Origin of the sequence: Streptomyces yokosukanensis, assembly GCF_001514035.1 — a bacterium.
Classification (GTDB): domain Bacteria; phylum Actinomycetota; class Actinomycetes; order Streptomycetales; family Streptomycetaceae; genus Streptomyces; species Streptomyces yokosukanensis.
Map to the genome: position 1 here is coordinate 251,176 of NZ_KQ948214.1, position 23,496 is coordinate 274,671.

General features: G+C 73.0%; 20 protein-coding genes and 2 pseudogenes. 12 read left to right on the plus strand and 10 right to left on the minus strand.

The window, feature by feature from the left end:
• From AQI95_RS23315 to AQI95_RS23350, 9 genes and pseudogenes are all read left to right on the plus strand, one after another.
• Entirely contained in the window at positions 1-834 is an 834-nt protein-coding gene (locus AQI95_RS23315; protein WP_067126933.1) for a helix-turn-helix domain-containing protein, read from the plus strand.
• A gap of 98 nt (positions 835-932) precedes the next feature.
• Positions 933-1,796, plus strand: a complete 864-nt coding sequence (locus AQI95_RS23320) for a helix-turn-helix domain-containing protein (RefSeq protein WP_067126936.1) — start codon at positions 933-935, stop codon at positions 1,794-1,796.
• Between the two features lie 77 nt (positions 1,797-1,873).
• A pseudogene (locus AQI95_RS23325) lies at positions 1,874-4,063 on the plus strand (molybdopterin-dependent oxidoreductase); the annotation flags it as partial.
• Positions 4,046-4,498: a molybdopterin dinucleotide binding domain-containing protein gene (locus tag AQI95_RS50575; RefSeq protein ID WP_482255587.1), complete on the plus strand. Its 453-nt coding sequence runs from the start codon at positions 4,046-4,048 to the stop codon at positions 4,496-4,498. The pseudogene AQI95_RS23325 and the gene AQI95_RS50575, both read left to right, overlap by 18 nt.
• Positions 4,498-6,102, plus strand: coding sequence for a nitrate reductase subunit beta (narH, locus tag AQI95_RS23330; RefSeq protein WP_067126942.1), 1,605 nt, complete (start codon positions 4,498-4,500; stop codon positions 6,100-6,102). The genes AQI95_RS50575 and narH overlap by 1 nt, the downstream gene beginning before the upstream one ends.
• Positions 6,102-6,596, plus strand: coding sequence for a nitrate reductase molybdenum cofactor assembly chaperone (narJ, locus tag AQI95_RS23335; RefSeq protein WP_067126945.1), 495 nt, complete (start codon positions 6,102-6,104; stop codon positions 6,594-6,596). Before narH ends, narJ begins: the two co-directional genes overlap by 1 nt.
• A complete protein-coding gene (gene narI / locus AQI95_RS23340) occupies positions 6,593-7,315 on the plus strand; it encodes a respiratory nitrate reductase subunit gamma (RefSeq protein WP_067126948.1) in 723 nt (240 codons plus the stop codon). Before narJ ends, narI begins: the two co-directional genes overlap by 4 nt.
• 68 nt (positions 7,316-7,383) lie before the next feature.
• Positions 7,384-9,093: a right-handed parallel beta-helix repeat-containing protein gene (locus tag AQI95_RS23345; RefSeq protein WP_067126951.1), complete on the plus strand. Its 1,710-nt coding sequence runs from the start codon at positions 7,384-7,386 to the stop codon at positions 9,091-9,093.
• A complete protein-coding gene (locus AQI95_RS23350; protein ID WP_067126954.1) occupies positions 9,090-9,497 on the plus strand; it encodes a hypothetical protein in 408 nt (135 codons plus the stop codon). Before AQI95_RS23345 ends, AQI95_RS23350 begins: the two co-directional genes overlap by 4 nt.
• Positions 9,498-9,528: 31 nt before the next feature.
• Here the strand turns inward: AQI95_RS23350 and dnaK are convergent, their stop codons facing one another.
• From dnaK to AQI95_RS23370, 4 genes are all read right to left on the minus strand, one after another.
• The gene (gene dnaK / locus AQI95_RS23355) at positions 9,529-11,406 is read right to left on the minus strand and encodes a molecular chaperone DnaK (RefSeq protein WP_067126957.1); all 1,878 of its coding nucleotides are present in this window, start codon (positions 11,404-11,406) and stop codon (positions 9,529-9,531) included.
• Between the two features lie 137 nt (positions 11,407-11,543).
• Positions 11,544-11,969, minus strand: coding sequence for an OsmC family protein (locus tag AQI95_RS23360; protein ID WP_067126960.1), 426 nt, complete (start codon positions 11,967-11,969; stop codon positions 11,544-11,546).
• A gap of 144 nt (positions 11,970-12,113) precedes the next feature.
• Positions 12,114-14,228 carry a phage holin family protein gene (locus tag AQI95_RS23365; protein WP_067126962.1) on the minus strand — a complete coding sequence of 705 codons (2,115 nt, stop codon included), beginning with the start codon at positions 14,226-14,228 and terminating at the stop codon, positions 12,114-12,116.
• A 170-nt stretch (positions 14,229-14,398) separates the two neighbouring features.
• Entirely contained in the window at positions 14,399-14,830 is a 432-nt protein-coding gene (locus AQI95_RS23370) for a hypothetical protein (RefSeq protein WP_067126965.1), read from the minus strand.
• Positions 14,831-14,915: 85 nt separating this feature from the next.
• Between AQI95_RS23370 and AQI95_RS23375 the strand changes: the two genes are divergently transcribed.
• Together AQI95_RS23375 and AQI95_RS23380 are read left to right on the plus strand one after the other, a co-directional pair.
• Positions 14,916-15,689, plus strand: coding sequence for an MBL fold metallo-hydrolase (locus AQI95_RS23375; RefSeq protein WP_067127516.1), 774 nt, complete (start codon positions 14,916-14,918; stop codon positions 15,687-15,689).
• 14 nt (positions 15,690-15,703) lie between these two features.
• Positions 15,704-16,318, plus strand: coding sequence for a DedA family protein (locus tag AQI95_RS23380; protein ID WP_107121727.1), 615 nt, complete (start codon positions 15,704-15,706; stop codon positions 16,316-16,318).
• A 97-nt stretch (positions 16,319-16,415) separates the two neighbouring features.
• Here the strand turns inward: AQI95_RS23380 and AQI95_RS23385 are convergent, their stop codons facing one another.
• From AQI95_RS23385 to AQI95_RS47390, 3 genes are all read right to left on the minus strand, one after another.
• Positions 16,416-17,633 (minus strand): MBL fold metallo-hydrolase, encoded by a 1,218-nt coding sequence (locus AQI95_RS23385; protein WP_244188821.1) that lies wholly within the window; start codon positions 17,631-17,633, stop codon positions 16,416-16,418.
• Positions 17,630-18,886 (minus strand): aminotransferase class I/II-fold pyridoxal phosphate-dependent enzyme, encoded by a 1,257-nt coding sequence (locus AQI95_RS23390; RefSeq protein WP_067126971.1) that lies wholly within the window; start codon positions 18,884-18,886, stop codon positions 17,630-17,632. The genes AQI95_RS23385 and AQI95_RS23390 overlap by 4 nt, the downstream gene beginning before the upstream one ends.
• Positions 18,887-19,011: 125 nt before the next feature.
• Entirely contained in the window at positions 19,012-19,161 is a 150-nt protein-coding gene (locus AQI95_RS47390) for a hypothetical protein (RefSeq protein ID WP_159056558.1), read from the minus strand.
• A 1,081-nt stretch (positions 19,162-20,242) separates the two neighbouring features.
• Between AQI95_RS47390 and AQI95_RS23400 the strand changes: the two genes are divergently transcribed.
• Positions 20,243-20,620 (plus strand): DUF2795 domain-containing protein, encoded by a 378-nt coding sequence (locus tag AQI95_RS23400; RefSeq protein ID WP_067126976.1) that lies wholly within the window; start codon positions 20,243-20,245, stop codon positions 20,618-20,620.
• 57 nt (positions 20,621-20,677) lie between these two features.
• Here the strand turns inward: AQI95_RS23400 and AQI95_RS23405 are convergent.
• From AQI95_RS23405 to AQI95_RS23415, 3 genes and pseudogenes are all read right to left on the minus strand, one after another.
• Positions 20,678-20,991: pseudogene (locus AQI95_RS23405) on the minus strand (DUF6158 family protein).
• A 45-nt stretch (positions 20,992-21,036) separates the two neighbouring features.
• Complete coding sequence (locus AQI95_RS23410) at positions 21,037-22,656, minus strand: ABC-F family ATP-binding cassette domain-containing protein (protein WP_067126982.1); 1,620 nt, start codon at positions 22,654-22,656, stop codon at positions 21,037-21,039.
• Positions 22,657-22,734: 78 nt separating this feature from the next.
• Complete coding sequence (locus tag AQI95_RS23415) at positions 22,735-23,430, minus strand: histidine phosphatase family protein (protein ID WP_067126985.1); 696 nt, start codon at positions 23,428-23,430, stop codon at positions 22,735-22,737.
• Positions 23,431-23,496 lie beyond the last annotated feature (66 nt).

Sequence of the window (23,496 nt, forward strand, 5' to 3'; positions counted from 1 at the left end):
ATGACCATTCTCGCCACCGGCCCTTCCGCGTCCGCCACCGCCCCCGCCGAGGGCAAGGGTGTCGGCCCCCTGCTGCGCGCCTGGCGGGAGCGGTGCCGGGTCTCCCAGCTGGAGCTGGCGCTGCGCGCCGACTCCTCGGCCCGGCACATCAGCTTCATCGAGACCGGCCGGTCCCGGCCGAGCGAGGAGATGGTGCTGCGGCTCGCCGAGCATCTGGACGTGCCGGTGCGCGAGCGCAACTCCCTGCTGCTGGCGGCCGGTTACGCCCCGCGCTACCCGGAGACCCCGCTGGACGACCCGTCGCTGGACGCGTTGCGCGACGGCATGGAGCGGCTCATCCAGGGCTATGAGCCCTACCCGGCGCTGGTGGTCGACGCCGGTTACACGGTCGTCGCCGCGAACCGGGGCATCGCGATGCTGCTGGAGGGCGTGCCGGAGAAGCTGATGTCGCCTGCACCGAACGCGATGCGGCTGACCCTGCACCCGGAGGGGATGGCGCCGCGCATCCGCAATCTGCGCGAGTGGCGGGGGCATCTGCTGTCGCAGATGGAGCGGCAGATCGCCCTGCAGCGCTCGGACCAGTTGCGCGCCCTGTACGAGGAGGTCGCGGCCTACCCGCTGCCCGAGGGCGCGCAGGACGACGAACCGGCCGGGCCCGCCGTGTATTTCGCGCTGCCGCTGCGGATCGAGCACGACGGCCGGATCCTGTCGTTCGTGTCGTCGATCTCCACGTTCAACACCCCGATGGACGTCACCGTCGCCGAACTCGCCATCGAGACGTTTCTGCCGGCCGACCCGGCGACCGCCAAGTATCTGCACACCGTGGCCGGTTGACCGCTCCCCCGGAACGCCCGATTCCCTCGGACCGGTGTGCGAGAGGGGATCGCATGGCAGACTGCCCGGGTGTCTCGGCGCGTAGGGGAGGGCGTGGCGTGAGTGAGCGGCGGGCTGCGCCCACCGTGGGCCAGGTGGTGCTCGGCAAACGGCTGCAGGAACTGCGCGAGGCGTCGGGCCTCAGCCGGGAGGAGGCCGCCCGGGTCCTCAGGGTGGCGTCGGCGACGGTGCGGCGGATGGAGATGGCCGAGGTCGCCCTGAAGATCCCGTACGTCCAGGTGCTGCTGGACACCTACGGGGTGACCGAGCAGGAGGCGGCCTCCTTCGTGCGGCTGGCCGAGGAGGCGAACCAGCCGGGCTGGTGGCAGCGGTTCCACGACGTGCTCCCGGACTGGTTCAGCCTGTACGTCAGCCTGGAGGGCGCCGCCCGGATCATCCGCTCCTACGAGCCGCACTTCATTCCCGGTCTGCTGCAGACCGAGGAGTACGCGCGGGCGGTGCTGGAGGCCGGGACGATCGGGCAGACCTCGCCGCAGACCGTGGACCGGCATGTGTCGCTGCGCATGGAGCGCCAGCGGCTGCTGGAGCGGGACGACCCGCCCCATCTGTGGGTGATCATGGACGAGACGGTCCTCAGACGCCCGGTGAGCACCCGGCCCGAGGTGTTGCGGGGCCAGGTGGACAAGCTGCTGGAGTACGCCGAGCGGGACCGGGTCACCCTGCAGGTCGCCGAGTTCGCGGCGGGCCCGCATCCGGGGACGTACGCGCCCTTCACGCTGTTCCGCTTCGCCGAGCCGGAGCTGCCGGACATGGTGTTCACCGAGTATCTGACCGGCGCCCTCTACCTGGACTCCCGCCGTGAGGTCTCCGCGCACCTGGAGGTGCTGGACCACATGACGGCGCGCGCCGCGTCGACACAGCGCACCCGGACCCTGCTGCGGGAGTTCCGCGCGACCCTGTGACCCGTACGGGTCTACGAACAGGTGCGCCCCCGCGCCCGCCCCTAGGTTTGACCACGGGGTGAGCCGAGGGAGCGTACGTGACCGACACGCAGACACCGCCCACGGAGCCCGGCGCGGCCCTGCTGTCCGCGGGGCGCTTCTTCCGGCCCGGCACGCCCTCGCCCGACCTGCACAGCGTGACCATGACCGACGGGCGTGAGGCCGACGCCTTCTACCGGGACCGGTGGAGCCACGACAAGGTCGTGCACTCCACGCACGGCGTGAACTGCACGGGTTCGTGCCGGTGGAAGGTGTACGTCAAGGACGGCATCATCACCTGGGAGACCCAGGAGACGGACTATCCCTCGGTGGGCCCGGACCGGCCCGAGTACGAGCCGCGCGGCTGCCCGCGCGGCGCCGCGTTCTCCTGGTACACCTACTCCCCCACCCGGGTGCGCTACCCCTACGTCCGCGGTGTGCTGCTGGAGATGTACCGCGAGGCCAGGGAGCGGCTGAAGGACCCGGTGCCGGCCTGGGCGGACCTCCAGGGCGACCCCGAGCGGCGCCGCCGCTACCAGCAGGCGCGCGGCAAGGGCGGCCTGGTGCGGGCGAGTTGGGACGAGGCGGTGGAGCTGGTCGCCGCCGCCCAGGTGCACACCATCAGGACCTACGGCCCGGACCGCGTCGCCGGGTTCTCGCCGATCCCGGCGATGTCGATGGTGTCGCACGCGGCCGGCGCCCGGTACCACTCGCTGATCGGCGCGCCGATGCTGTCGTTCTACGACTGGTACGCCGACCTTCCCGTGGCCTCCCCGCAGGTCTTCGGCGACCAGACCGACGTACCGGAGTCGGGCGACTGGTGGGACGCCGCGTATCTCATGATGTGGGGCTCGAACGTGCCGGTGACCCGCACCCCGGACGCCCACTGGATGGTGGAGGCGCGCTACCGGGGACAGAAGGTCGTGGTGGTGTCGCCGGACTACGCGGACAACACCAAGTTCGCCGACGAGTGGCTGCATCCGCATCCCGGCACGGACGGCGCACTGGCGCTGGCGATGGGCCATGTGATCCTCAGGGAGTTCTTCGTCGACCGGGAGACCCCGTTCTTCGCGGACTACGTACGGAAGTTCACCGACCTGCCGTTCCTGGTGACGCTGACCGAGCGGGACGGCGGGTACGTGCCGGCGAAGTTCCTGCGCGCCACCGATCTCCGGCAGGACGGCGAGGGTGCCGAGTGGAAGACGGTGGTGCTGGACGAGACGACCGGCCGGGCCGTGGTCCCGAACGGCTCCCTCGGCTTTCGCTGGACCACGTCCGGCGAGGGCAGATGGAATCTCGAACTCGGCGACATCACCCCCGCCCTGAGCCTGTACGGCCGTGACGTCGCGGCCCCGGTGGAGGTGCTGCTGCCGCGGTTCGACACCGAGGGCGGCGCACACGGACAGGGCCGCGGTGCGGTGCTGGCGCGCGGTGTGCCGGCGACACGGCTGGGCGGCGCGGGCGGCCCCCTGGTGACGACCGTCTACGACCTGCTGCTGGCGCAGTACGGTGTGCACCGGCCGGGGATGCCCGGCGACTGGCCCGACTCGTACGAGGACGACCGGACGCCGGCGACCCCCGCCTGGCAGGAGGCGCTGACCTCGGTGCCGGCCGCCAAGTGCGTGAAGATCGCCCGGGAGTTCGCGCGGACCGCCGAGCGGTCCGAGGGCCGCTGCATGATCCTGATGGGCGCGGGCACCAACCACTGGTTCCACTCCGAGACCATCTACCGGGCCTTCCTGGCCCTGCTGCAGCTCACCGGCTGCCAGGGCCGGAACGGCGGCGGCTGGGCGCACTACGTCGGCCAGGAGAAGTGCCGCCCGGCGACCGGCTGGGCGACGCTGGCGGCGGCCTCGGACTGGGCCCGGCCGCCGCGGCAGATGATCGGCACCGCGTACTGGTTCCTCAACACCGACCAGTGGCGCTACGACCGCTTCGGCGCCGATGTGCTCGCCTCGCCGCTGGGCGAGGGCCGGTTCGCGGGGATGACCGGCGCGGACTGCCTCGCCCTGTCGGCCCGCGCCGGCTGGATGCCGTCGTACCCCACCTTCAACCGCAACTCCCTGGACCTCGGCGAGGAGTTCGGCGACCCGGTGGCGAAGGCGGTCGCGGAACTGCGCACCGGGGCACTGAGGTTCGCCTGCGAGGACCCGGACGCGCCGGAGAACTGGCCGCGGGTGCTGACGCTGTGGCGGGCCAACCTGCTGGGCTCGTCGGCGAAGGGCGCCGAGGTGACGGTCCGCTATCTGACCCCGCACAACAAGTGGTCGATCCACTCCGAGTACCAGGACAACCTGTTCATGCTGGCGCTCTCCCGGGGCGGGCAGAGCATCTGGATGGCCCCGCAGGACGCCGACGCGATCGGGGTGCGGGACAACGACTGGATCGAGGCGGTCAACCGCAACGGCGTGGTGGTCGCCCGCGCGATCGTCTCGCACCGGATGCCGGCCGGCACGGTCTACATGCACCACGCCCAGGAACGCACGGTGGGCGTCCCGAAGACGGAGACCACCGGGATGCGCGGCGGCATCCACAACACGCTCACCCGTCTGATCCTCAAGCCGTCCCATCTGATCGGCGGATACGCCCAGCTCTCCTGGGCCTTCAACTACCTGGGCCCGACGGGCAACCAGCGCGACGAGGTGACGGTGATCCGGCGCCGCAGCCAGGAAGTCGAGTACTGATGCGTCCCATGGCCCAGATCGCGATGGTCATGAACCTCGGCAAGTGCATCGGCTGCCACACCTGTTCGGTCACCTGCAAGCAGGCATGGACCAACCGGCGCGGCATGGAGTACGTCTGGTTCAACAACGTCGAGACCCGGCCCGGACAGGGCTGTCCGCGCCAGTACGAGGACCAGGAGAAGTGGCGCGGCGGCTGGGAGCTGAACCGGCGCGGATCGCTGAGGCTCAAGGCGGGCGGGCGGCTGCACAAGCTCGCCGGGATCTTCTCCAACCCCAGGCTCCCGGAGATCAAGGACTACTACGAGCCCTGGACGTACGACTACAGGAACCTCACCGACGCCCCGCTCGGCGACGACTACCCGGTCGCACGGCCGGTGTCGTCGATCACCGGCAAGCCGATGAAGATCGAGTGGTCGTCGAACTGGGACGACAACCTGGCCGGCGCTCCCGCCTACGGCGACCTCGACCCGATGGTGGAGCGGCTGCGCGAGCAGGCCTCGGACAAGGTGAGGTTCTCCTACGAGCAGACGTTCATGTTCTATCTGCCGCGGATCTGCGAGCACTGCCTGAACCCGGCCTGTGTCGCCTCCTGCCCGTCCGGCGCGATGTACAAGCGGGCCGAGGACGGCATCGTCCTGGTCGACCAGGACCACTGCCGGGGCTGGCGGATGTGCGTGACCGGATGCCCGTACAAGAAGGTCTACTTCAACCACGCCACCGGCAAGGCCGAGAAGTGCACCCTGTGCTATCCGCGGCTGGAGGTCGGCCTGCCGACGGTCTGCTCGGAGACCTGTGTGGGCCGGCTGCGCTATCTGGGCGTCGTCCTCTACGACGCCGACGAGGTGACCGCCGCCGCGTCCGTCCGGGACGAAAAGGATCTGTACCAGGCCCAGTTGGGAGTGTTCCTGGATCCGGAGGACGCAGGGGTGCGGACGGCCTGCGAGCGGGCCGGCATCCCGTACGACTGGATCGAGGCCGCCCGCCGCTCCCCCGTGCACGCGCTGATCAGCAGGTACCGGGTGGCGCTGCCGCTGCATCCGGAGTACCGGACGATGCCGATGGTCTGGTACATCCCGCCGCTGTCGCCGGTCGTGGACGCCCTGAGCGAGAGCGGGCACGACGGGGAGGACGCGGCCAATCTGTTCGGCGCGATCGACACCCTGCGCATCCCGCTGGAGTACCTGGCGGAGATGTTCACCGCCGGGGACACCGCCCCGGTGCGGGCCTCGCTGGAGAAGCTCGCCGCGATGCGCTCCCACATGCGCGCCCTCAACATCGGCGAGGAACCGGACACCTCGGTCGCCGCCGCGGTCGGCATGGCGCCGCAGGAGATCGAGTCGATGTACCGGCTGCTGGCCGTCGCCAAGTACGAGGACCGGTACGTCATCCCGACCGCCGCCGTCGGCGACGCCCGCCGGCTGGAGGAGTCCGCGCTGCCCGAGGGGTGCAGCCTCGAGTACGACGGCGGGCCCGGCATGGGCGGCGACGGCCCGTTCGGCCAGGACTCCGGGCGCAGGAGCCTGCCGCTGGTGTCCGTGGAGAACTTCCACGGCCTGCGCAGACGGCAGACCTCCGACGACCCGGCCGACGCGGAGGAGATCTGATGCCCTCGGACGCGGTGCTGTTCCAGGCGGCGGCGCTCTGCCTGACCTACCCGGACGACGATCTGGTCGCCCGGCTTCCGCTGCTGCGCGAGGCCGCCCCGCAGCTGCGCACGTTCACCGACCACGCCGCGCTCACCCCGCTGCGGGAGCTGACCGCGCACTATGTGCAGGTCTTCGACTTCAAGAACCGGCACAGCCTCTACCTGAGCTGGTGGCACGACGGGGACACCCGGCGGCGCGGTATGTCCCTGGTCCGCTTCCAGGACGTCTACCGCGCGCACGGCCTCACGTTCAGCGGCGAGGAGCTGCCGGACTTCCTGCCGGCGGTGCTGGAGTTCACCGCGCGGACCGGCGACACCGGCCTGCTGACCGAATACCGCGACGGCCTGGACCAGCTGCGTACCCGGCTGACCGACCACGGCACGCCGTACGCGGCCGTCCTGGACGCCGTGTCGGCCGCGCTGCCGACCGTCTGCACCGGGGTGCGCCGATGACGACACTCCTGTGGGGCGCCCTGCCCTACATCGCCTTCGCCCTGCTGGTGGCCGGGCTCGTCTGGCGCTACCGCTACGACAAGTACGGCTGGACCACCCGCTCCTCGCAGGTGTACGAGTCCCGGCTGCTGAACATCGCCTCGCCGGTGTTCCACTACGGCATCCTGTTCGTGCTGGCCGGGCATCTCATCGGCCTGTTCGTGCCTATGTCCTGGACCGAGGCGATCGGGGTGGACGAGCACACGTACCACCTGTTCTCGCTCTACGGTGGCACGACGGCCGGAGCGCTCGCGGTCGCCGGGATCGGGCTGCTCGTCTTCCGCCGCCGCACCCGCGCGCCGGTCTTCCGGGCGACGACGGCCAACGACAAGGCGATGTACGTCCTGTTGCTCGGCGCGATCGTGCTGGGCATGACCGCCAAACTCTCGCACGCCTCCGGCAACGGCTACAACTACCGCGAGACGATCGCCCCCTGGGCGCGCAGCCTGTTCACCCTCCGGCCGAAGACACATCTGATGGCCGACGTGCCCGTGCTGTTCCAGGTGCACGCGGTGATCGGCATGGTGCTGATCGCGTTCGTGCCGTACAGCCGGCTGGTGCACATGTTCAGCGCGCCGCTGCAGTATCTGTTCCGGCCCTATGTCGTCTACCGCCGCCGGGATCCACGGCAGTTGGGCCCGCGGCCGGAGCGGCGCGGCTGGGAGCGGCTCGGCGGCTGAGTGCTCCGGTAGCATCGGTCGCTGCGAGCGGACGGCACCACCGACGAGCACGGCGGGGGAACGCGGGCATGGTCAGGCGGTATGTGGTCGCACCGCAGGGGCGACGGGGACGCTACCCGGACATCGGGTCCGCGCTGCGGGCTGCCGCCGGGCGCCGCGGTCCGGCCCGGGTGGAGATCGAGCCGGGACGTTACGAGGAGTGCCTGACGGTCCGGGGCGAGGTCGAGCTGGCCGCGCTCGGCGCGCCGGGCTCCGTGCTGGTGACCCCGCCCCGGGGCACCGTGCTGGAGGCCGCAGGGTCGGTGGTGGTGCGCGGACTGGAGCTGGTCGGACGCGAGGCCGACGTGGTCGATCTGCGTGCGGGCGCCCTCGTGCTGGACCGGGTGGCGGTCCGCGCCCATGACGGGGTGTGTCTGCACGCCCGGCACGGCACCGCGGCCACGCTCACCGACTGCTCCTTCCGGTACGGACGGGTGCTGTTCACCGGTGCCACGGGGAGCGTGCGGGGATGCCGGTTCACCGACGCCGCCGACAACGCCGTCGCGGTGATCAAGGGCGGCCGGCTGGAGCTGCGCGACAGCCGGTTCGAGGACAGCCGGATCCACGGGGTACGGGTCAGCGACGCCTGGGCCGAGGTGACGGGGTGCGAGTTGACCGGCACCGGGCGGGCCGCCGTGTGCGCGGACACCCGGGCGGAACTCACCCTCGCCGACTGTGTGATCAGCGCCGTACAGGCCGAAGGGGTGCTGTTCACGGGCCAGTCCCGGGGGCTGATGCGGGGCTGCCGGGTGAGCGACGCCGAGCACGGGGTCGCGGCGACGACCGGCAGCGATCCCGTCGTCCGCTCGTGCGTGTTCACCGACTGCCGGGACACCGGCATCAACGTCCCGGACGCGGGCCGCGGGACGTTCGAGGACTGCGAGGTGCGCGACGCCGGGACCGTGGCGGTGTTCGTCACACGGGGCGGGGCGCCCTCGGTCACGGACTGCCGGATCGTGGGCGGCCACGTCGGTGTCGCGGTCCTCGACAGGTCCCGGGGCCGCTTCAGCCGCATCGACGCCCGGCGCCTGACGAGCGTCGCCCTGCGGGTACGGGAGGGGTCCAAGGCCGTCTTCGAGGACGTGCGGGTCGAGGCGTGCGCGGCGGGCCTGGAGACGCTCGGCGACTCCGACACCGCGGCGGAGCTGACCGGCGGGTGGTTCCAGGACTGCGAGCTGGGTTCCGTGGGTTCGTGCGGGACGTCGCGGGTCACGGTGCGGGGGGTGACCACGCGGCGCGGGCTCGTGGGCTTCTCCGCCATCGAGGAGTCCCAGCTGTCCCTGCACGACTGCGAGGTCGCCGAGATGAGTCTCGGGGTCCTCGCCATCGGCAGCTCGACGCTGGTCGCCCGGAACCTGTCCGTCACCGGCCCGGACGGACCGGGTCTCGGCTCCACGGACTCGGCGTTCGTGGACGTCGCCGGGAGCCGCTTCGCCGACTGCGGGCACGCGGCCGTGTCCGTGCAGGGGATGAGCAGCGGCCGGCTGGTGGACTGCTCCGTGACCGGCGCCCCGGGCGGTACGGCCGTACAGCACAACGGCCGTGTCGACGTCGTCTCGCTCGACTCCTCGCTGCGGGTCGCCAAGGAGTTCGCCGAGCCGCCCGCTCCCCCGCCGCCGCCCGTCATCAACCACTACAACGCCCCGGTCTTCTACGGCGCCGTCCACAACTGCCAGTTCGCCTGGGGCAACGCCAGCGTCAACCAGCAGCAGACCCGACAGGACGGAGCAGGCTCATGAGCGACCCGCAGCGGCGGGAGGCCCACGGCGGTCCGGTGTTCCACGGACCGGCCTCGGGCAACCAGTTCGCCTGGAACAACGACCAGGTCACCCAGAACCAGCGCAACGACGGTGCGGTCGCGCCCGGCTTCGAGGCGCTCGCGCGGCTCGTCGGCGATCTCCTCGGGCAGCTGCCGGGGGCGGGGCTCGCCGAGCGGGACCGGCTGGACGCCGTGGCCGCCGCCCAGGAGGTGCTGGCGGAGGTCACCGGGCCCGAGGCGCCCGAACCGGGCCGGCTGCGGCGGGCGCTGAACGGGCTGAAGGGAGTGCTGGCCCCGGTCGCCACGGGTGCGGCGGCCGGGGTCGGGGCGGCCACGCAGGAATGGGCCCACGAGGCGATCAGAAACCTGACGGCGCTCATGTGAGGGCCGCCGCGCCGGAGCCCGGGGGCCGGCGTCAGACGGCCCCGTCCTTGCCGCCGGGTTCGTCGTCCACGATCTCCGCGTCGACCACACCGTCCGCCGCCTCGCTCTCCGGCGCAGCCCCCGCGGCGGAGGCCGAGGACGTGGAGGAGGTGGAGGAGGAGGCGTCGGCGTACATGGCCTGCCCCATCTTCTGGCTGACGGTGGCGAGTTTCTCCACCCCGGTGCGCAGGGCGGTGGTGTCGGCGTTCTGGCCCAGGAGGGTCTTCAGCTCCGCGGCGGCCGCCTCGACCTCGCCGCGTGTGTCGGCGGGGATGCGGTCCCGGTTGTCACCGACGAACTTCTCCGTCTGGTAGACGAGTTGCTCCGCCTGGTTGCGGGTCTCGGCGGCCTCCCGGCGTGTGCGGTCCTCCTCGGCGTACTGTTCCGCCTCCCGCATCATGCGGTCGATGTCGTCCTTGGGCAGGGCGGAGCCGCCGGTGACGGTCATCTTCTGCTCGCGGCCCGTGGCGAGGTCCTTGGCGGAGACGTGCATGATCCCGTTGGCGTCGATGTCGAAGGCCACCTCGATCTGCGGGACGCCGCGCGGGGCGGGCGGCAGCCCGGTGAGGTCGAAGACGCCGAGCTTCTTGTTGTAGGCGGCGATCTCGCGTTCGCCCTGATAGACCTGGATGCCGACCGACGGCTGGTTGTCGGCGGCGGTGGTGAAGATCTCCGAACGGCGGGTGGGGATCGTGGTGTTGCGTTCGATCAGCCGGGTCATGATGCCGCCCTTGGTCTCGATACCGAGGGACAGCGGGGTGACGTCGAGCAGCAGCACGTCCTTGACGTCGCCGCGGATGACACCGGCCTGGAGAGTGGCGCCGACCGCGACCACCTCGTCGGGGTTGACGCCCTTGTGCGGGTCCTTGCCCGTGAGTTCACGCACCAGGTCCGTCACGGCGGGCATCCGGGTGGAGCCGCCGACGAGGATGACGTGGTCGATCGCGGACAGCTGGATCCCGGCGTCCTGGACGGCCTGGTGGAAGGGCTTCTTGCAGCGATCCAGCAAGTCGGCCGTCAGCTCCTGGAACTGAGCCCGCGTCAGTTTCTCCTCCAGATGCAGCGGGCCGTCGGCGGAGGCGGTGATGTAGGGCAGATTGACGGAGGTCTCCGAGGACGAGGACAGTTCGATCTTGGCCTTCTCGGCGGCCTCGCGCAGCCGCTGCACCGCCATCTTGTCGGCGGCCAGATCGATGCCGTGCCCCGCCTTGAACCGCTTCGCCAGATGGTCGACGATCCGCTGGTCCCAGTCGTCGCCGCCGAGGTGGGTGTCGCCGTTGGTGGCCTTCACCTCGATGACTCCGTCGCCGATCTCCAGCAGGGACACGTCGAAGGTGCCGCCGCCGAGGTCGAAGACCAGCACCGTCTGCTCCTCGCCGCGGTCCAGGCCGTAGGCGAGGGCGGCGGCGGTCGGCTCGTTGATGATCCTGAGCACCTTCAGGCCCGCGATCTCGCCGGCCTCCTTGGTGGCCTGCCGCTGGGCGTCGTCGAAGTACGCGGGTACGGTGATCACCGCGTCCGTGACGTCCTCGCCGAGGTAGGCCTCCGCGTCCCGCTTCAGCTTCTGCAGCACCCGTGCCGACAGCTCCTGCGCGCGCAGCCGGGAGCCGTCGACGGTGCCCTGCTCGGGAAAGCGCCAGCCGGCGTCGCCCATGTGCCGTTTCACCGAGCGGGCGGTGCGCTCCACGTTCGTCACGGCCTGCCGTTTGGCGACCTCACCGACCAGTACCTCACCGTTCTTGGCGAACGCCACCACCGACGGTGTGGTGCGCGCACCCTCCGCGTTGCTGACGACGGTGGGCTCACCGCCCTCCAGGACGGCCACCACCGAATTCGTCGTTCCGAGATCGATCCCGACCGCACGTGCCATGGTTCGTCCCCTTCCGCCCGGGCGCCTGCCGCACTCCCAGCACAGGGCGTGCCCGCCGCCCTGTCAATGCCAGGGTGCCCGGACACGGCGATGCCGCGCCCCCGGAGCGGGACGCGGCATCGGGGACCTGCGTGCCGTCAGGCCAGCTCGGCCGTCAGCGTGATCGTCGTACCGGCCAGGGCCTGGCTGACCGGGCAGTTCTTCTTGGCGTCCTCGGCGGCCGAGGCGAAGCCCTCGGCGTCCAGGCCCGGCACCTCGCCGCGGACGGTGAGGTGGATGCCGGTGATGCCCGTGCCCGGCTGGAAGGTCACGTCGGCCTTGGTCTCCAGACGGGTGGGCGGGGTGCCGGCACCGGTCAGGCCGTGCGAGAGGGCCATGGAGAAGCAGCTGGAGTGGGCGGCGGCGATCAGCTCCTCGGGGCTGGTCTTGCCGTTCGCCTGCTCGGCGCGCGACGGCCACGACACCGGCTGCCGGCCGATGCCGGAGGAGTCGAAGGTGACGACGCCGCTGCCCTCGAGCAGGTTGCCTTCCCAGACGGTGTGCGCGGTGCGCGTGGTGGCCACGGTGGTTCCTTTCGCGGGTGGTCGGCCCGGTTTCCGGGATTCCAGGTCCTATCCGATCACATCCGCGCCCGTCGCACACCGAAGACCGGCCCACACCCGGTGAACGGGAGGTGACGTCGCGTGCCGGGCGGCGTCCCGCGGCGGTCAGGCCGCCCTCTCCTCCTCGGTGTCGGCCTCCAGCGGCACCTCGGGGCCGCCCAGTTCGCCCAGCCAGCGGCGCAGGAGGTGATGCACCTGCTCGGCGCCGGCCACCTCCTCCCGGTCCCCGGCCGGTGCGGACAGCTCCACCGGAGAGAGCAGGAACGGGTGGGACTGGGCGCCGCCGAGCCCGCCGTGGGAGCCGATCTGCTCCTCGAAGGCGAGGACCTCGCCGTCGGCCGGATCGTGGGCGGAGTTCACCATGACGTCGGCGGTGTGCGGGAAGGAGTGGGTGCGGCGGACCGCGTCGGCGGCACCGGCGCCGAATCGGGCCAGCGGGCCGGGCTCGTCGTCGAGGTCGGCGAGCGGGATTTCGACGCCGTGCGCACCCAGCACCACACCGTCGTGCTCCTCGCTGCGCACCAGCAGAAAGCCGATGCCGGGGTGGTTGGCGAGGGTGGTGAGCAGGGCGGGGTGGCGGGCGTCGATCTCCTCCTTGGTCATGCGGTGCGGCACGTCCGGGAAGGAGACGAGTGCGAGGTTGCCGGAGGCCAGCACGATCGGCTCGGAGCCACGGGAAGCCCGGCGCCGCTCGCCCCTGTCCTCCTCGACGGGCCTGCCCAGCGCGGCACGGACGGCGGCGCGGGCCTCGGCACCGCTGTGCGTCCGCTGCGCGCGGCGCGGCACGGGTAGCCCGCAGCCCGCCCGGACCAGGTCGCCGAGGGTGAGCCCGTAGCGGGCGTGGAAGGTCTCGCCGGGGCTCTGCCCATGGTCGGAGAGGACGACGAGGCGGTAGGGGCGGGGGGCGTGTTCGGCGACCCGCTGAAGAAGGGCGAGGGACCGGTCGAGGCGCCGCAGGACCTTCTCGGCGTCCCGGCTGCACGGTCCGGAGTGGTGGGCGACCTCGTCGTAGGCGACGAGGTCGGCGTAGACGGCGGTGCGGCCGGCGAGCATGTCGCCCATCACCGCGGCGACGACGACGTCCCGCTCGACGACGGTGGCGAAGGCGCGGACGAACGGATACAGGCCGCCGCGGCTCACCCGGGGGCGCTGTCTGCGCAGCCGGGCCCGGGTGGACTCGCCGATCTCACGGACCACCTCGGCGACGAAGGACAGGGCGGTGCGGACGGCACCTGCGGGGTCGGAGAAGTAGGCGAAGTAACCGGCGCGGGAACGGTTCTCCCGGCTGCGGCGGCGAGCCGCGATCGACAGCACGAGGGCCTGTTCGCCGGCGCCGCCGCTGAAGAGGTTGCCTCGGCTGGCGCCGTCCACCGAGAGCAGTCCGCCGTCGGCCGTACGCAGCACGGCGCGGCGCTGCAGTTCGGCGGCGCTGGTCGGCCTGTTGCACACCATCACCTCCCCGCGGTCCTTCTCGTACCAGCGAAAGGCCGGCACGTCGAAGGTGCTGCCGTGCAGGATCCCGAGCTGACTGGCCCCGGTCTGGCTCGACCAGTCGGTGCGCCACGGGCTGAGCCGATGGGTCGGCCGCAGGCCGTGGCCGCTCGACGGGAGGCCGTCCGCCCCGGGCCCGCCCGTGCCCAGCCAGCGAGCGACGGTCGGCATCAGGCCCTTGCGGACCGCGTCCACGAGGACGTCGTGGCCGACCCCGTCGAGCTGCACGAAGACCAGGCCGGGGGTGGCCGGGCAGGGCGGGTCGGATCTGCGGCGGCGGGCGGCCAGGCGGTGCAGCCGGCGCCGGTAGGTCTCGTCGTCGCGGACGGCGAGGGCCGCACCGGTGGCCGAGGCGACGGCGGACATCACCGCGGCCACGATCACGGCGGTCTCGGGGGCCGCCGCGCCGCGGCCGGAGGGGTTGATGCGCAGGGCGAGCAGCAGCAGCGAGCCGTTGAGGAAGAAGACCAGCAGACCGAGCACGAAGGCGGGGACGAGCAGCAGGAGCCGGACCAGGAGCGGCCAGACCACGGCCGACAGCACACCGAAGGCGCCGGCGCCGCAGGCGGCGGTGACGGCGATGCGGGTGGCGCTGTCACCGTCGGCGGACTGGAGCTGGAAGTCGGGCAGGAGCGCGGCGAGGACCAGCATGGTGAGGGTGGAGACCGCCCATACGGCGACGCTCCGCCCGATCTGACTGGCGATCCGCCGCCATCGCACGCCTCGCACGCCCCGTACACCTCACGTCCCGGCCCTCCCCCGCCACTTCGGCGGGAGGGACCCCGTATCGCCCGGTCGGCCGACCGGGCCGCCCTCCACCTTGTCATACCGGCAGGGCACGCCCGGGGCCGTGGGGATGCGGGCGCCGTCGGTACGGCGGCGGTGCGGCGAGGGGTGGGTCAGCGGCCGTCGTAGCCGGCCGTCGGCATGGACAGACGGCGGTGGACACGCGCCTTCATCTGCGCGTCGTACGACGGCTCGGCCCGCCCGACGGTCTCCACGCGTACGCCGCGCCGGGCGCACTCGGCGGTGAACGCCTCGACCGAGGACAGGGCCCGCCGGAGCACGCGCATGCTGGGGGCGACGAAGACGTCCACTCCGGGGCGGACGCCGTCCCACAGTGCGCCGTGGTCGAAGCGCAGTCCGCCGACGAGCAGTTCCCGCGCGATGACGTATCCGCGTTCGGCGGCCCAGCGGGCGCACATCGCGTGCTGGCTGCGGGAGTCGACGAGGAAGGGGTCCGCCTCCAGTTCCTCCAGGGGGGTCAGACTCGCGATGGCGATGACCCGCACGGTCGTGGGCACGTCGGAAGAACCCCGCACCTCTCCCATGGCGTCCCCCCTCACCTCCGGGTTTCGTCGCAGACCCTACTCCTGCCCGTAGGCTTCGGGGAGTCGCGTGAAGGAGGCGAAGAAGGTGCCGGTGGAGATCACCTGGTGGGGTCACGCCACCTGCACGATCCAGGACGCGAACATACGAGTGCTCACCGATCCCCTGTTCGCCCGCCGGTTGGCGCATCTGCGGCGGCGCCAGGGTTCCGTGCCCCCGGCGCGGGCCCGGCGCGCGGACGTGGTCCTCGTCTCCCATCTGCACGCCGACCATCTGCATCTGCCCTCCTTGGCCGACCTCGCGCCGGGCACGCGGCTGCTCGTGCCCCGGGGCGCACCACGGGCGGTGCCGGGGCTGCGCCGGCTGCGGCAGTTGCGGGTGACGGAGGTGACGCCCGGGGACGAGGTGCGGATCGGCGAGCTGCTGGTGCGGGTGGTGCCGGCGCGGCACGACGGGCGGCGGCTGCCGGTGGGACCGCAGCGCTCCCCCGCGCTCGGTTATGTCGTGGAGGGCGAGGCGCGCACCTACTTCGCCGGGGACACCGGGCTGTTCGACGCGATGGCCGAGCGGGTCGGACCGGTGGACGTGGCGCTGCTGCCGGTGGGCGGCTGGGGACCGTATCTCGGCGAGGGGCATCTGGACGCGGGGCGGGCGGCGCGGGCGCTGGCGCGGCTGGCGCCGCGGGCCGCGGTGCCGGTGCACTACGGGACGTACTGGCCGATCGGCATGGACGCGGTGCGTCCGCACGAGTTCCACGCGCCGGGTGACGAGTTCGTACGGCTGGCGGCCGTGGCGGCGCCGCAGGTCGCGGTGCACAAGCTGGGGCACGGGGAGAGCGTGCGGCTGGAGGTCGCGCGGTGAGGTGGCCTGACTCGGTGGCGGCGCTCGCCGCCACCTCGACGTCGAGTGTGCCGCCGGAGTCGACGCAGCAGGTGATCGGCTATCCGTCGTTGTTCCTGCTGGTGCTGGTCGGGGCGCTGGTGCCGGTGGTGCCGACCGGGGCGCTGGTGAGTTCGGCGGCGGCGGTGGCGTTCCATCAGACGGCGCCGTTCTCGCTGGCTCTGGTGTTCGTGACGGCGTCGCTGGCGGCGTTCCTGGGGGACGCGGCGCTGTACTGGCTGGGACGGCGCGGGATGCGGTCGCGGAACGGCTCGCGCTGGCTGGAGGCGATCCGGTCCCGGGCTCCGCAGGAGCGGCTGGCGTCGGCGCGGGAGAAGCTGGCCGAGCACGGGGTTGCGGTGCTGGTGCTGTCCCGGCTCGTCCCCGCGGGGCGGATACCGGTGATGTTGGCCTGCCTGCTGGCGGAGTGGCCGCCTCGGCGGTTCGCTCGGGGGAACGTGGCCGCGTGTCTGGCGTGGGCGGCCACGTATCAGGTGATCGGGATTCTGGGGGGTTCGCTGTTCCCGGAGCCGTGGGAGGGGGTGGTGGTGGCGGTGGCGCTGACCGTGGTGATCGGTGCGGCTCCGAGCGTGGTGCGCCGGTTCCGGTAGCGCCGTCGGGTTTTTGCCGTGTGCGCGGTGCGGGCCGTGTACGCGGTGCGGGCCGTGTGCGGCTGGTCGCGCCCGCGCGGCGGAGCCGCACACCGACTCAGCCCCGCGCCTCTTGAAGGGCCTCGTGCTCCAGCACCCTTGAAGCGCCGACCGGCAGGTCCCACAGGTCTTCCCGCTCCAGTCCCGCCTCCTCCCAAGCCTCCCGGACTCGCGTGAGCGGTTCCAGGACGGGCTCCGCGGAGAGGATGAACGTGCCCCAGTGCATGGGGGCCATCCGGCGGGCGCCGACGTCGAGGGCGGCGCGGACGGCTTCCTCGGGGTCGCAGTGGACGTCGCTGAGCCACCAGCGCGGGTCGTAGGCGCCGATGGGCATGAGGGCGAGGTCGATGCCGGGATAGCGGCGGCCGATACGGGAGAACCAGTGGCCGTATCCGGTGTCTCCGGCGAAGTAGAGGCGCTGTCCGTCGGCGTCGGTGAGGACCCAGCCGCCCCAGAGGCTGTGGCAGGTGTCGACGAGGGTGCGCTTGGACCAGTGGTGGGCGGGGACGAAGTCGAAGCGGACTCCGGCCAGTTCGGCCCCTTCCCACCAGTCCAGCTCGGTGACGCGGGTGAAGCGGCGGCGGTGGAACCAGCGACCGAGGCCGGCCGGTGCGAACACCGGGGTGTCCCGCGGGAGTCGGCGCAGGGTGGGGGCGTCGAGGTGGTCGTAGTGGTTGTGGCTGATGACGACGGCGTCGACCGGCGGCAGGGCGGCCCAGGGGACGCCGACGGGGGTGACGCGGGCCGGGGTGCCGAGGATGCGGTCGGACCAGACCGGGTCGGTGAGGACGGTCAGGCCGCCGATCCGGACGATCCAGCTGGCGTGCCCGGCCCAGGTGACGGCGAGGGCGCGGGAGTCGACCCGGGGCAGCGGGGCGGGCGCGCAGGGGAGCCGCGGGATGTCGGCGAGGCCGACGCGTCCGGGGCGTACGGCGCCTTCGCGGGCGAAGCGGGCGAGGGCCTTGAGGCCGGGCAGGGGGGCGGTGAGCCGGTCGTGGAACGTACGGGGCCACACGCGGTGCTCGCCGAGCGGGCGGGGCCCGGCGAGTGGCGGAAAGGGGGCGGCGAGGGGCTGTGGCACCGCGGCACCGGCCGTCACCGGGGCGAGGGCCGACGCGGACGCGGGAGTCGTCGTGGGCGTCACGGCCGTCGCGGCGGAACCGGGCTCGAAGGTCCCGGGCTCAGAGGTCCCGGGCTCAAACGTCTCGTGCTCAAGGGGGTTGGGCTCGATGACCTCGGGCTCATGCGTCGCGGGCTCGTGCGTCTGCTGCGTCATCGAGGAGACTCCCATCGCTGAGCGTCGTCGCGGAGATCGTCGAGGACCGACGTCAAGGAGATCAACGCGCGCTGCACGTATGGCAGTTCCAACGGCGTGGGTGAGGCGAGGCATTCCATGCGCTCCTCGTCCGTGCCGCCCAGCAGGGGCCCCGTGGCGAGTCGTACGCGCAGCGCCCCGAGGTCGTCGCCGAAGCGGTGGCCGCCGGGCGCCGGCATGCCGAGCCGGGCGGTGAGGAGGTCCTCCAACTCCTGTGCGTCACCGACGCCTTGCGCGGCGAGGGGTTCGCGCAGCGGGCCGAGGTCGGCGTACAGGTGGCGGCCGGCCTGCGGCGGGCGGGCGAGCGCACCGCCGGCGACGACGGCGGCGTGCGCGGCGGCGGCCACGCGCGCGTGCAGCCGTACGACGGCCTCGCGGCGCTCCATGACGGGCGGGGGTTCGTCGAGGGCGTAGCCGGCGGCCGCGGCGACCGGCGCGGCGACACGGGCGCCCAGTGCGGTGAGGATGTCGAGCACGCGCGCGTGGAGGTGTCGTCCCGGTTCGGTGGCCGGGAAGCGGGCGACTGCGGCGGGCCAGCCGGGCGGCAGCAGGGATCCGGCGAGGTCAGTGACGACGGTGACCTGGTCGGGGAGCATCTCGGCGGGGCTGAGCAGGACCGTCTGATGGGGGTCGTGCAGGGTGTCGCGCCAGGTCTCGTCGCTGACCAGGTGCAGCCCTTCGGCGGTGGCGGCCTCGACGGTCTCGTGGAGCATTTCGGGCGGGGCGACGGTGGCGGTGGGATCGTCGGCGACGGACAGCACGAGCAGCCGGGGTTCACCGCCCTCGGCACGGACCCGGCGGACGGTCTCCAGCAGGGCGTAAGGGTCGGGGACGCCGCCGCTCTCGGCGGGGGTGGGCACGTGGTAGACCGGTCGGCCGAGCAGCCGGGCGTACGGCGCCCACCAGGCGGCACAGGGGCGGGGGACGAGGACGTCGGCGCCGTCCGAGGCGAGTGCGGCGGTGACGGCGAGCAGCAGCGCGGGGGCGCCGGGTCCTGCGGCCACGCGGTCGGGGACGGTCGGCAGTCCGCGTCGCGTCCAGTAGCCGCAGGCCGCTTCGAGGAGGGCGGGTGCGCCGCCGACGGGCTGGGCGGCGGCGCGGCCCGCCGCGGCGGCGAGCACGGCGGTGAGGTCGGGGAGCACGGGGAGGCCGTCGTCGGGCAGGGGCGGGCCGTAGCGGACCGGTCCGTGGCCCTCGGGGTCCGTCCGCCGCATGTACGCCTCCGCGGGGTCCTGGTGCCGTGCGCCGCCCGGCCGGGGCGGGCCGTGTCGTCATGGGCCTTTGCGTGGTGTGTGTACCCGCCGGGCGGCCCGCCATGGGAGTGGCCGGTGTTTCCCGGTCACACGTCCATGGGCCGGCGTTCCACGGGGCGACGGCGGCCGGGGAAGCCTGCCCCGCCGAAGGCCGCGGCGGCGAGGGCGGAACCGGTGGCGGCGGGGGCCGAGCCGGTGAAGCGGCCGCCGGCACCGGCCTGGGCTGCGTGCTGCACGGCGGCCGGGGCGCATCCGTCGGGGCCGTGGGCCTGACGGTCGTCGGATCCGCCGCAGCTGCGGCGGTCGTCGTCGGAGCATCCCTGGGTGCCGGTGCACTCCTGACCGCCGCCGGGACAGGCTCCGCTGCCGCATTCGTGGCCGGAGCCCTGATCGTCGTTGCCGTAGCCCTGCGCGCTGCCGCTGCCCTGGCACTGGCAGTGGCACTGGCCGGCCTCCTGGCACGGGGGCTTACTGGTGCAGGTCTCGCCCGCCGTGCAGCCCGTCCCGCCCGTGCCGCCCTGGCACGGCTCACCGGCCTTGCAGTCCGCGCCTCCCTGACACGGCTCACCCGCCTTACAGTCCGCGCCTCCCTGACACGGCTCACCCGCCTTACAGTCCGCGCCTCCCTGACACGGCTCACCCCCCTTGCAGTCCGCGCCTCCCTGACACGGCTCACCCGCCTTACAGTCCGCGCCTCCCTGACACGGCTCACCCGCCTTGCAGTCCGCGGAGTCCGAGCCCGGGCAGGACTCGCCTTCGCGGCATCCGGTGCCGTCCTGGCAGGGTTCGCCGTCCCGGCACGGGGTCGAGTCGGCCCGGGACGGGCCGAAGGCGCCGACGGAGGCGCCGACGGAGGCGACGGTGCGGGTCGGGGACACGGTGGTGGGGCCGGTCTCGGCGGCGGAGGCGACGGGCCCGGCGAGGGCGAACGCGGCACCGGCGACGAAGGCGACGGACAGGGCACGGACGGTGGGGCGCATAGGACTCCTCGGCATGCTCGGCGGTACGGTCGGCAGTGGCACGCCGGACACCGGATCGCCGGTACACCGGTGAGTCGGGCACCGGTACAGCGACACGGCCGGGCGGCGTCACGGCTTCGGGGCACCGGGTGTGCCCCGCTGCCATCACAGCCCGCGCGGGGCCGCGGCGCGCGCGGCCGGACCCCATTCGCGCGACACGGACGCCCGGCAGGGTGACGGACGACGGCCGTACCCGGCGGTTCGCGGGACGGATTCCGAGGTTTTCCGTCCTCCCCGCAGGTCACTCGGTAGGCGCAGACCGGAAGAGGACAAGGGTCAGCCCCCTGTGGAGGCAGACATGCAACGAGGCAGTGACCGGCTGAGCGTCCATCGGGACGACGAGATGAAGCACGAGCTGAAGGACCTGCTGAGGTCCGGGCATCCGACGCGCGTGGCGGAGTGGCACGATCCGGAACCGGCCGCCGACGACGACCCGGAGGTGTGGAGCGGGCCCGTGGGCGGCCTGGGGTCGCCGGCATCGCTGGAGCGGGTGCGCGCGGAGCTGGCCCGCACCCTGAACCGCGGCTCGTTCCCCGCGACCGCGCATGACGTGGCCCGGATGCTGCGCCGCCGGAACGCGCCGGCCGCGCTGGTCGAGGCGGTGGCCAGGCTGCCGCGCTCGGCGCGCTACGAGAACGTGCAGCAGCTGGCCGCGGCGCTGGCGGGCGGCGGATGAGGCGGAACCCGACCCCGCCCGCCGGGGCCGGCCGGCCGGGAGCGCGGTCCCGGCCGGTCAGGTGCCGGACGTGTCCGGGGTCACCGCCTCGGCGCAGCCTCGTTCCCGGGCGCCCTCGCGGGTGCGGGCCGCGCTGACCAGGCGGCGCGGGTTACGGCGCAGATACTCGCCCTCCAGCTGCGCCATGCGTTCGTTGTGGGTGCGCAGCGCGTCGTTGGAGCCGTACAGGAGGGTGTCGTGGCGCGTGCGGTGGATCGTCTCCAGCTCCTTCATGAGTTGCTGGTCGTCCAGTCGGCTGGGGTCGACTCCGGTCATGTGGTGCCCCGCTCGTCGTGTCCGTGTGGCGTTCCCTCAGACCACTGTACGAACATCCCGGTCCCCGGGCCTCCGCATCCGCATCCGGACGACGACACCCCCTAGCGGACACGCTCCACGCGGCGTTCGTCCCAGACCGGTTCCGAGGTCTCGCGGACACGGCCGTCGCTGCCGAAGACCAGGTAGCGGTCGAAGGAGCGGGCGAACCAGCGGTCGTGGGTGACCGCGAGGACCGTGCCCTCGAAGGCCTCCAGGCCCTCCTGGAGGGCCTCCGCGGACTCCAGGTCGAGGTTGTCGGTCGGCTCGTCCAGCAGCAGCGCGGTGACGCCCTCCAGTTCCAGCAGCAGGATCTGGAAGCGGGCCTGCTGGCCGCCGGAGAGCCGGTCGAAGGACTGCTCGGCCTGCTGGGTCAGCTCGTAGCGGCGCAGCCGCGACATGGCCGCGCCACGGTCCTGGGAGTGCTCCTTCCACAGGATGTCGAGCAGGGTGCGGCCCTGCAGTTCGGGGTGCGCGTGGGTCTGCGCGAAGTGCCCGGGCACGACCCGTGCGCCCAGCTTCCACTGCCCCGCGTGCGCGACGTCCCCGCCCGCGAGCAGCCGCAGGAAGTGCGACTTGCCGGAGCCGTTGGAGCCGAGGACGGCGACGCGCTCGCCGTAGAAGACCTCCAGGTCGAACGGCCGCATCAGGCCGGTCAGTTCGAGCCCCTTGCAGGTGACGGCCCGGACGCCGGTGCGGCCACCCTTCAGGCGCATGGTGATGTCCTGCTCGCGCGGCGGCTCCGGGGGCGGGCCGGCCTCCTCGAACTTGCGCAGGCGGGTCTGGGCGGCCGCGTACCGGGAGGCCATCTCGTGGCTGATGGAGGCGGCCTGACGGAGGTTCAGGACCAGCTTCTTCAGCTGGGCGTGCTTCTCGTCCCAGCGGCGGCGCAACTCCTCGAAGCGGGCGAAGCGTTCCCGGCGGGCCTCGTGGTAGGTGGCGAAGCCGCCGCCGTGCGCCCAGGCGTCGGCGCCGGCCGGTCCCGGCTCCACGGAGACGATCTTCTCGGCGGCGCGGGCGAGGAGTTCCCGGTCGTGGGAGACGAACAGGACCGTCTTGCGGGTCTCCTTGAGCTGCTCCTCCAGCCACCGCTTGCCGGGCACGTCGAGGTAGTTGTCCGGCTCGTCCAGCAGCAGTACCTCGTCGGTGCCGCGCAGCAGCGCCTCCAGCACCAGGCGTTTCTGCTCGCCGCCGGAGAGGGTGCGCACCTGGCGCCACTGGGCGCGTTCGTAGGGCATGCCGAGCGCGGCGGTGGTGCACATGTCCCACAGGGTCTCGGCCTCGTAGCCACGCACCTCCGCCCAGTCGGCGAGGGCCTGGGCGTAGGCCAGCTGGGCGGCCTCGTCGTCGACGGTCATGATGGCGTGCTCGGCCTCGTCGACGGCCTTGGCGGCCTCGCGGATGCGGGGCGGGGCGACGGAGACGAGCAGGTCCCGTACGGTCGTCTCGTCGCGCACGGAGCCCACGAACTGGCGCATGACACCGAGGCCGCCGCTGACGGTCACGGTGCCGGCGTGCGGCTTCAGCTCACCGGAGATCAGCCGCAGCAGGGTCGTCTTGCCGGCGCCGTTCGGTCCGACCAGGGCGACGGCGGCGCCTTCGCCGACCCGGAAGGAGACATCCCCGAGCAGGGTCCTCCCGTCGGGGAGGTGGTACTCGAGGTGCGCGGCTTCCAGATGTCCCATGGGCATGCATTCTCCGGGTCGGCCCCGCACCAGGGCAAACGCATAACCGGCCGCGGAGAGTGAGCGGAGCGGAAGCGGCTAGCCCGCCGTCCCCACCGGCGCTCCGGCTTCCCCGGCCGGCTCCACCAGCTCCACCGGCTCCCCCGCAGGACCGGCCTCGCCCGCCGGTACCACCGCGGCGCCCTCCCAGGACAGGGCCTTCCAGCCGTCGGACGGGGAGCCCTCCAGGACGACCACCCCGGTGTTCCGCAGGGGGTGGGCGGCGGCGAAGGCGACGTCGACGTTGTCGGCGCGGGCGGCGGTCCACAGGCGGATCGCGGCGCCGTGGCTGACCATGGCGACGGCGTCGGCGCCGCTCGCGGCGGCCTCGGCCACCACGGCGTCGTACCGGGCGAGGGCCTCCTCGCCGTTCTCCCCGCCGGGAATGCGCCGGGCGGTGTCGCCGGCCGCCCAGGCGAACACCGTCCCCATGTAGGAGCGGCCCTCGGGGGACTCGCCGGGCAGCATCTCCAGATCGCCGGCGCAGACCTCGCGGATGCCGTCGCGGACGATCGGCTCAAGGCCCCGGGCGGCGGCCAGCGGGGCGGCGGTGAGCTGGGTGCGCAGCAGCGTGGAGACGTAGAGGGCCGCTATCTCCTCCCCGGCGAGCGCCTCGGGCAGCGCGGCGGCCTGGGCCGTGCCGAGCGGGGTCAGCCCGGGGCCGGGCACGGCGGTGTCCAGCAGGTGGTCCACGTTGGAGGGGGTCTCACCGTGGCGGACGAGGAGCAGGCGCATCCGGGGATTCTCCTTACGCGCCGGTCGGGCGCCCGGCGCAGACAGGCACAGGAACGGGCACTTCAG

Bases quoted from the DNA above. Each gene is read 5' to 3' on its own strand.
- AQI95_RS23315 (WP_067126933.1), top strand. From the start codon at position 1: ATGACCATTCTCGCCACCGGCCCTTCCGCGTCCGCCACCGCCCCCGCC.
- narH (WP_067126942.1), top strand. From the start codon at position 4,498: ATGCGTCCCATGGCCCAGATCGCGATGGTCATGAACCTCGGCAAGTGC.
- narJ (WP_067126945.1), top strand. From the start codon at position 6,102: ATGCCCTCGGACGCGGTGCTGTTCCAGGCGGCGGCGCTCTGCCTGACC.
- narI (WP_067126948.1), top strand. From the start codon at position 6,593: ATGACGACACTCCTGTGGGGCGCCCTGCCCTACATCGCCTTCGCCCTG.
- AQI95_RS23345 (WP_067126951.1), top strand. From the start codon at position 7,384: ATGGTCAGGCGGTATGTGGTCGCACCGCAGGGGCGACGGGGACGCTAC.
- AQI95_RS23350 (WP_067126954.1), top strand. From the start codon at position 9,090: ATGAGCGACCCGCAGCGGCGGGAGGCCCACGGCGGTCCGGTGTTCCAC.
- dnaK (WP_067126957.1), bottom strand. From the start codon at position 11,406: ATGGCACGTGCGGTCGGGATCGATCTCGGAACGACGAATTCGGTGGTG.
- AQI95_RS23370 (WP_067126965.1), bottom strand. From the start codon at position 14,830: ATGGGAGAGGTGCGGGGTTCTTCCGACGTGCCCACGACCGTGCGGGTC.
- AQI95_RS23385 (WP_244188821.1), bottom strand. From the start codon at position 17,633: ATGACGCAGCAGACGCACGAGCCCGCGACGCATGAGCCCGAGGTCATC.
- AQI95_RS23390 (WP_067126971.1), bottom strand. From the start codon at position 18,886: ATGCGGCGGACGGACCCCGAGGGCCACGGACCGGTCCGCTACGGCCCG.
- AQI95_RS23400 (WP_067126976.1), top strand. From the start codon at position 20,243: ATGCAACGAGGCAGTGACCGGCTGAGCGTCCATCGGGACGACGAGATG.
- AQI95_RS23410 (WP_067126982.1), bottom strand. From the start codon at position 22,656: ATGGGACATCTGGAAGCCGCGCACCTCGAGTACCACCTCCCCGACGGG.
- AQI95_RS23415 (WP_067126985.1), bottom strand. From the start codon at position 23,430: ATGCGCCTGCTCCTCGTCCGCCACGGTGAGACCCCCTCCAACGTGGAC.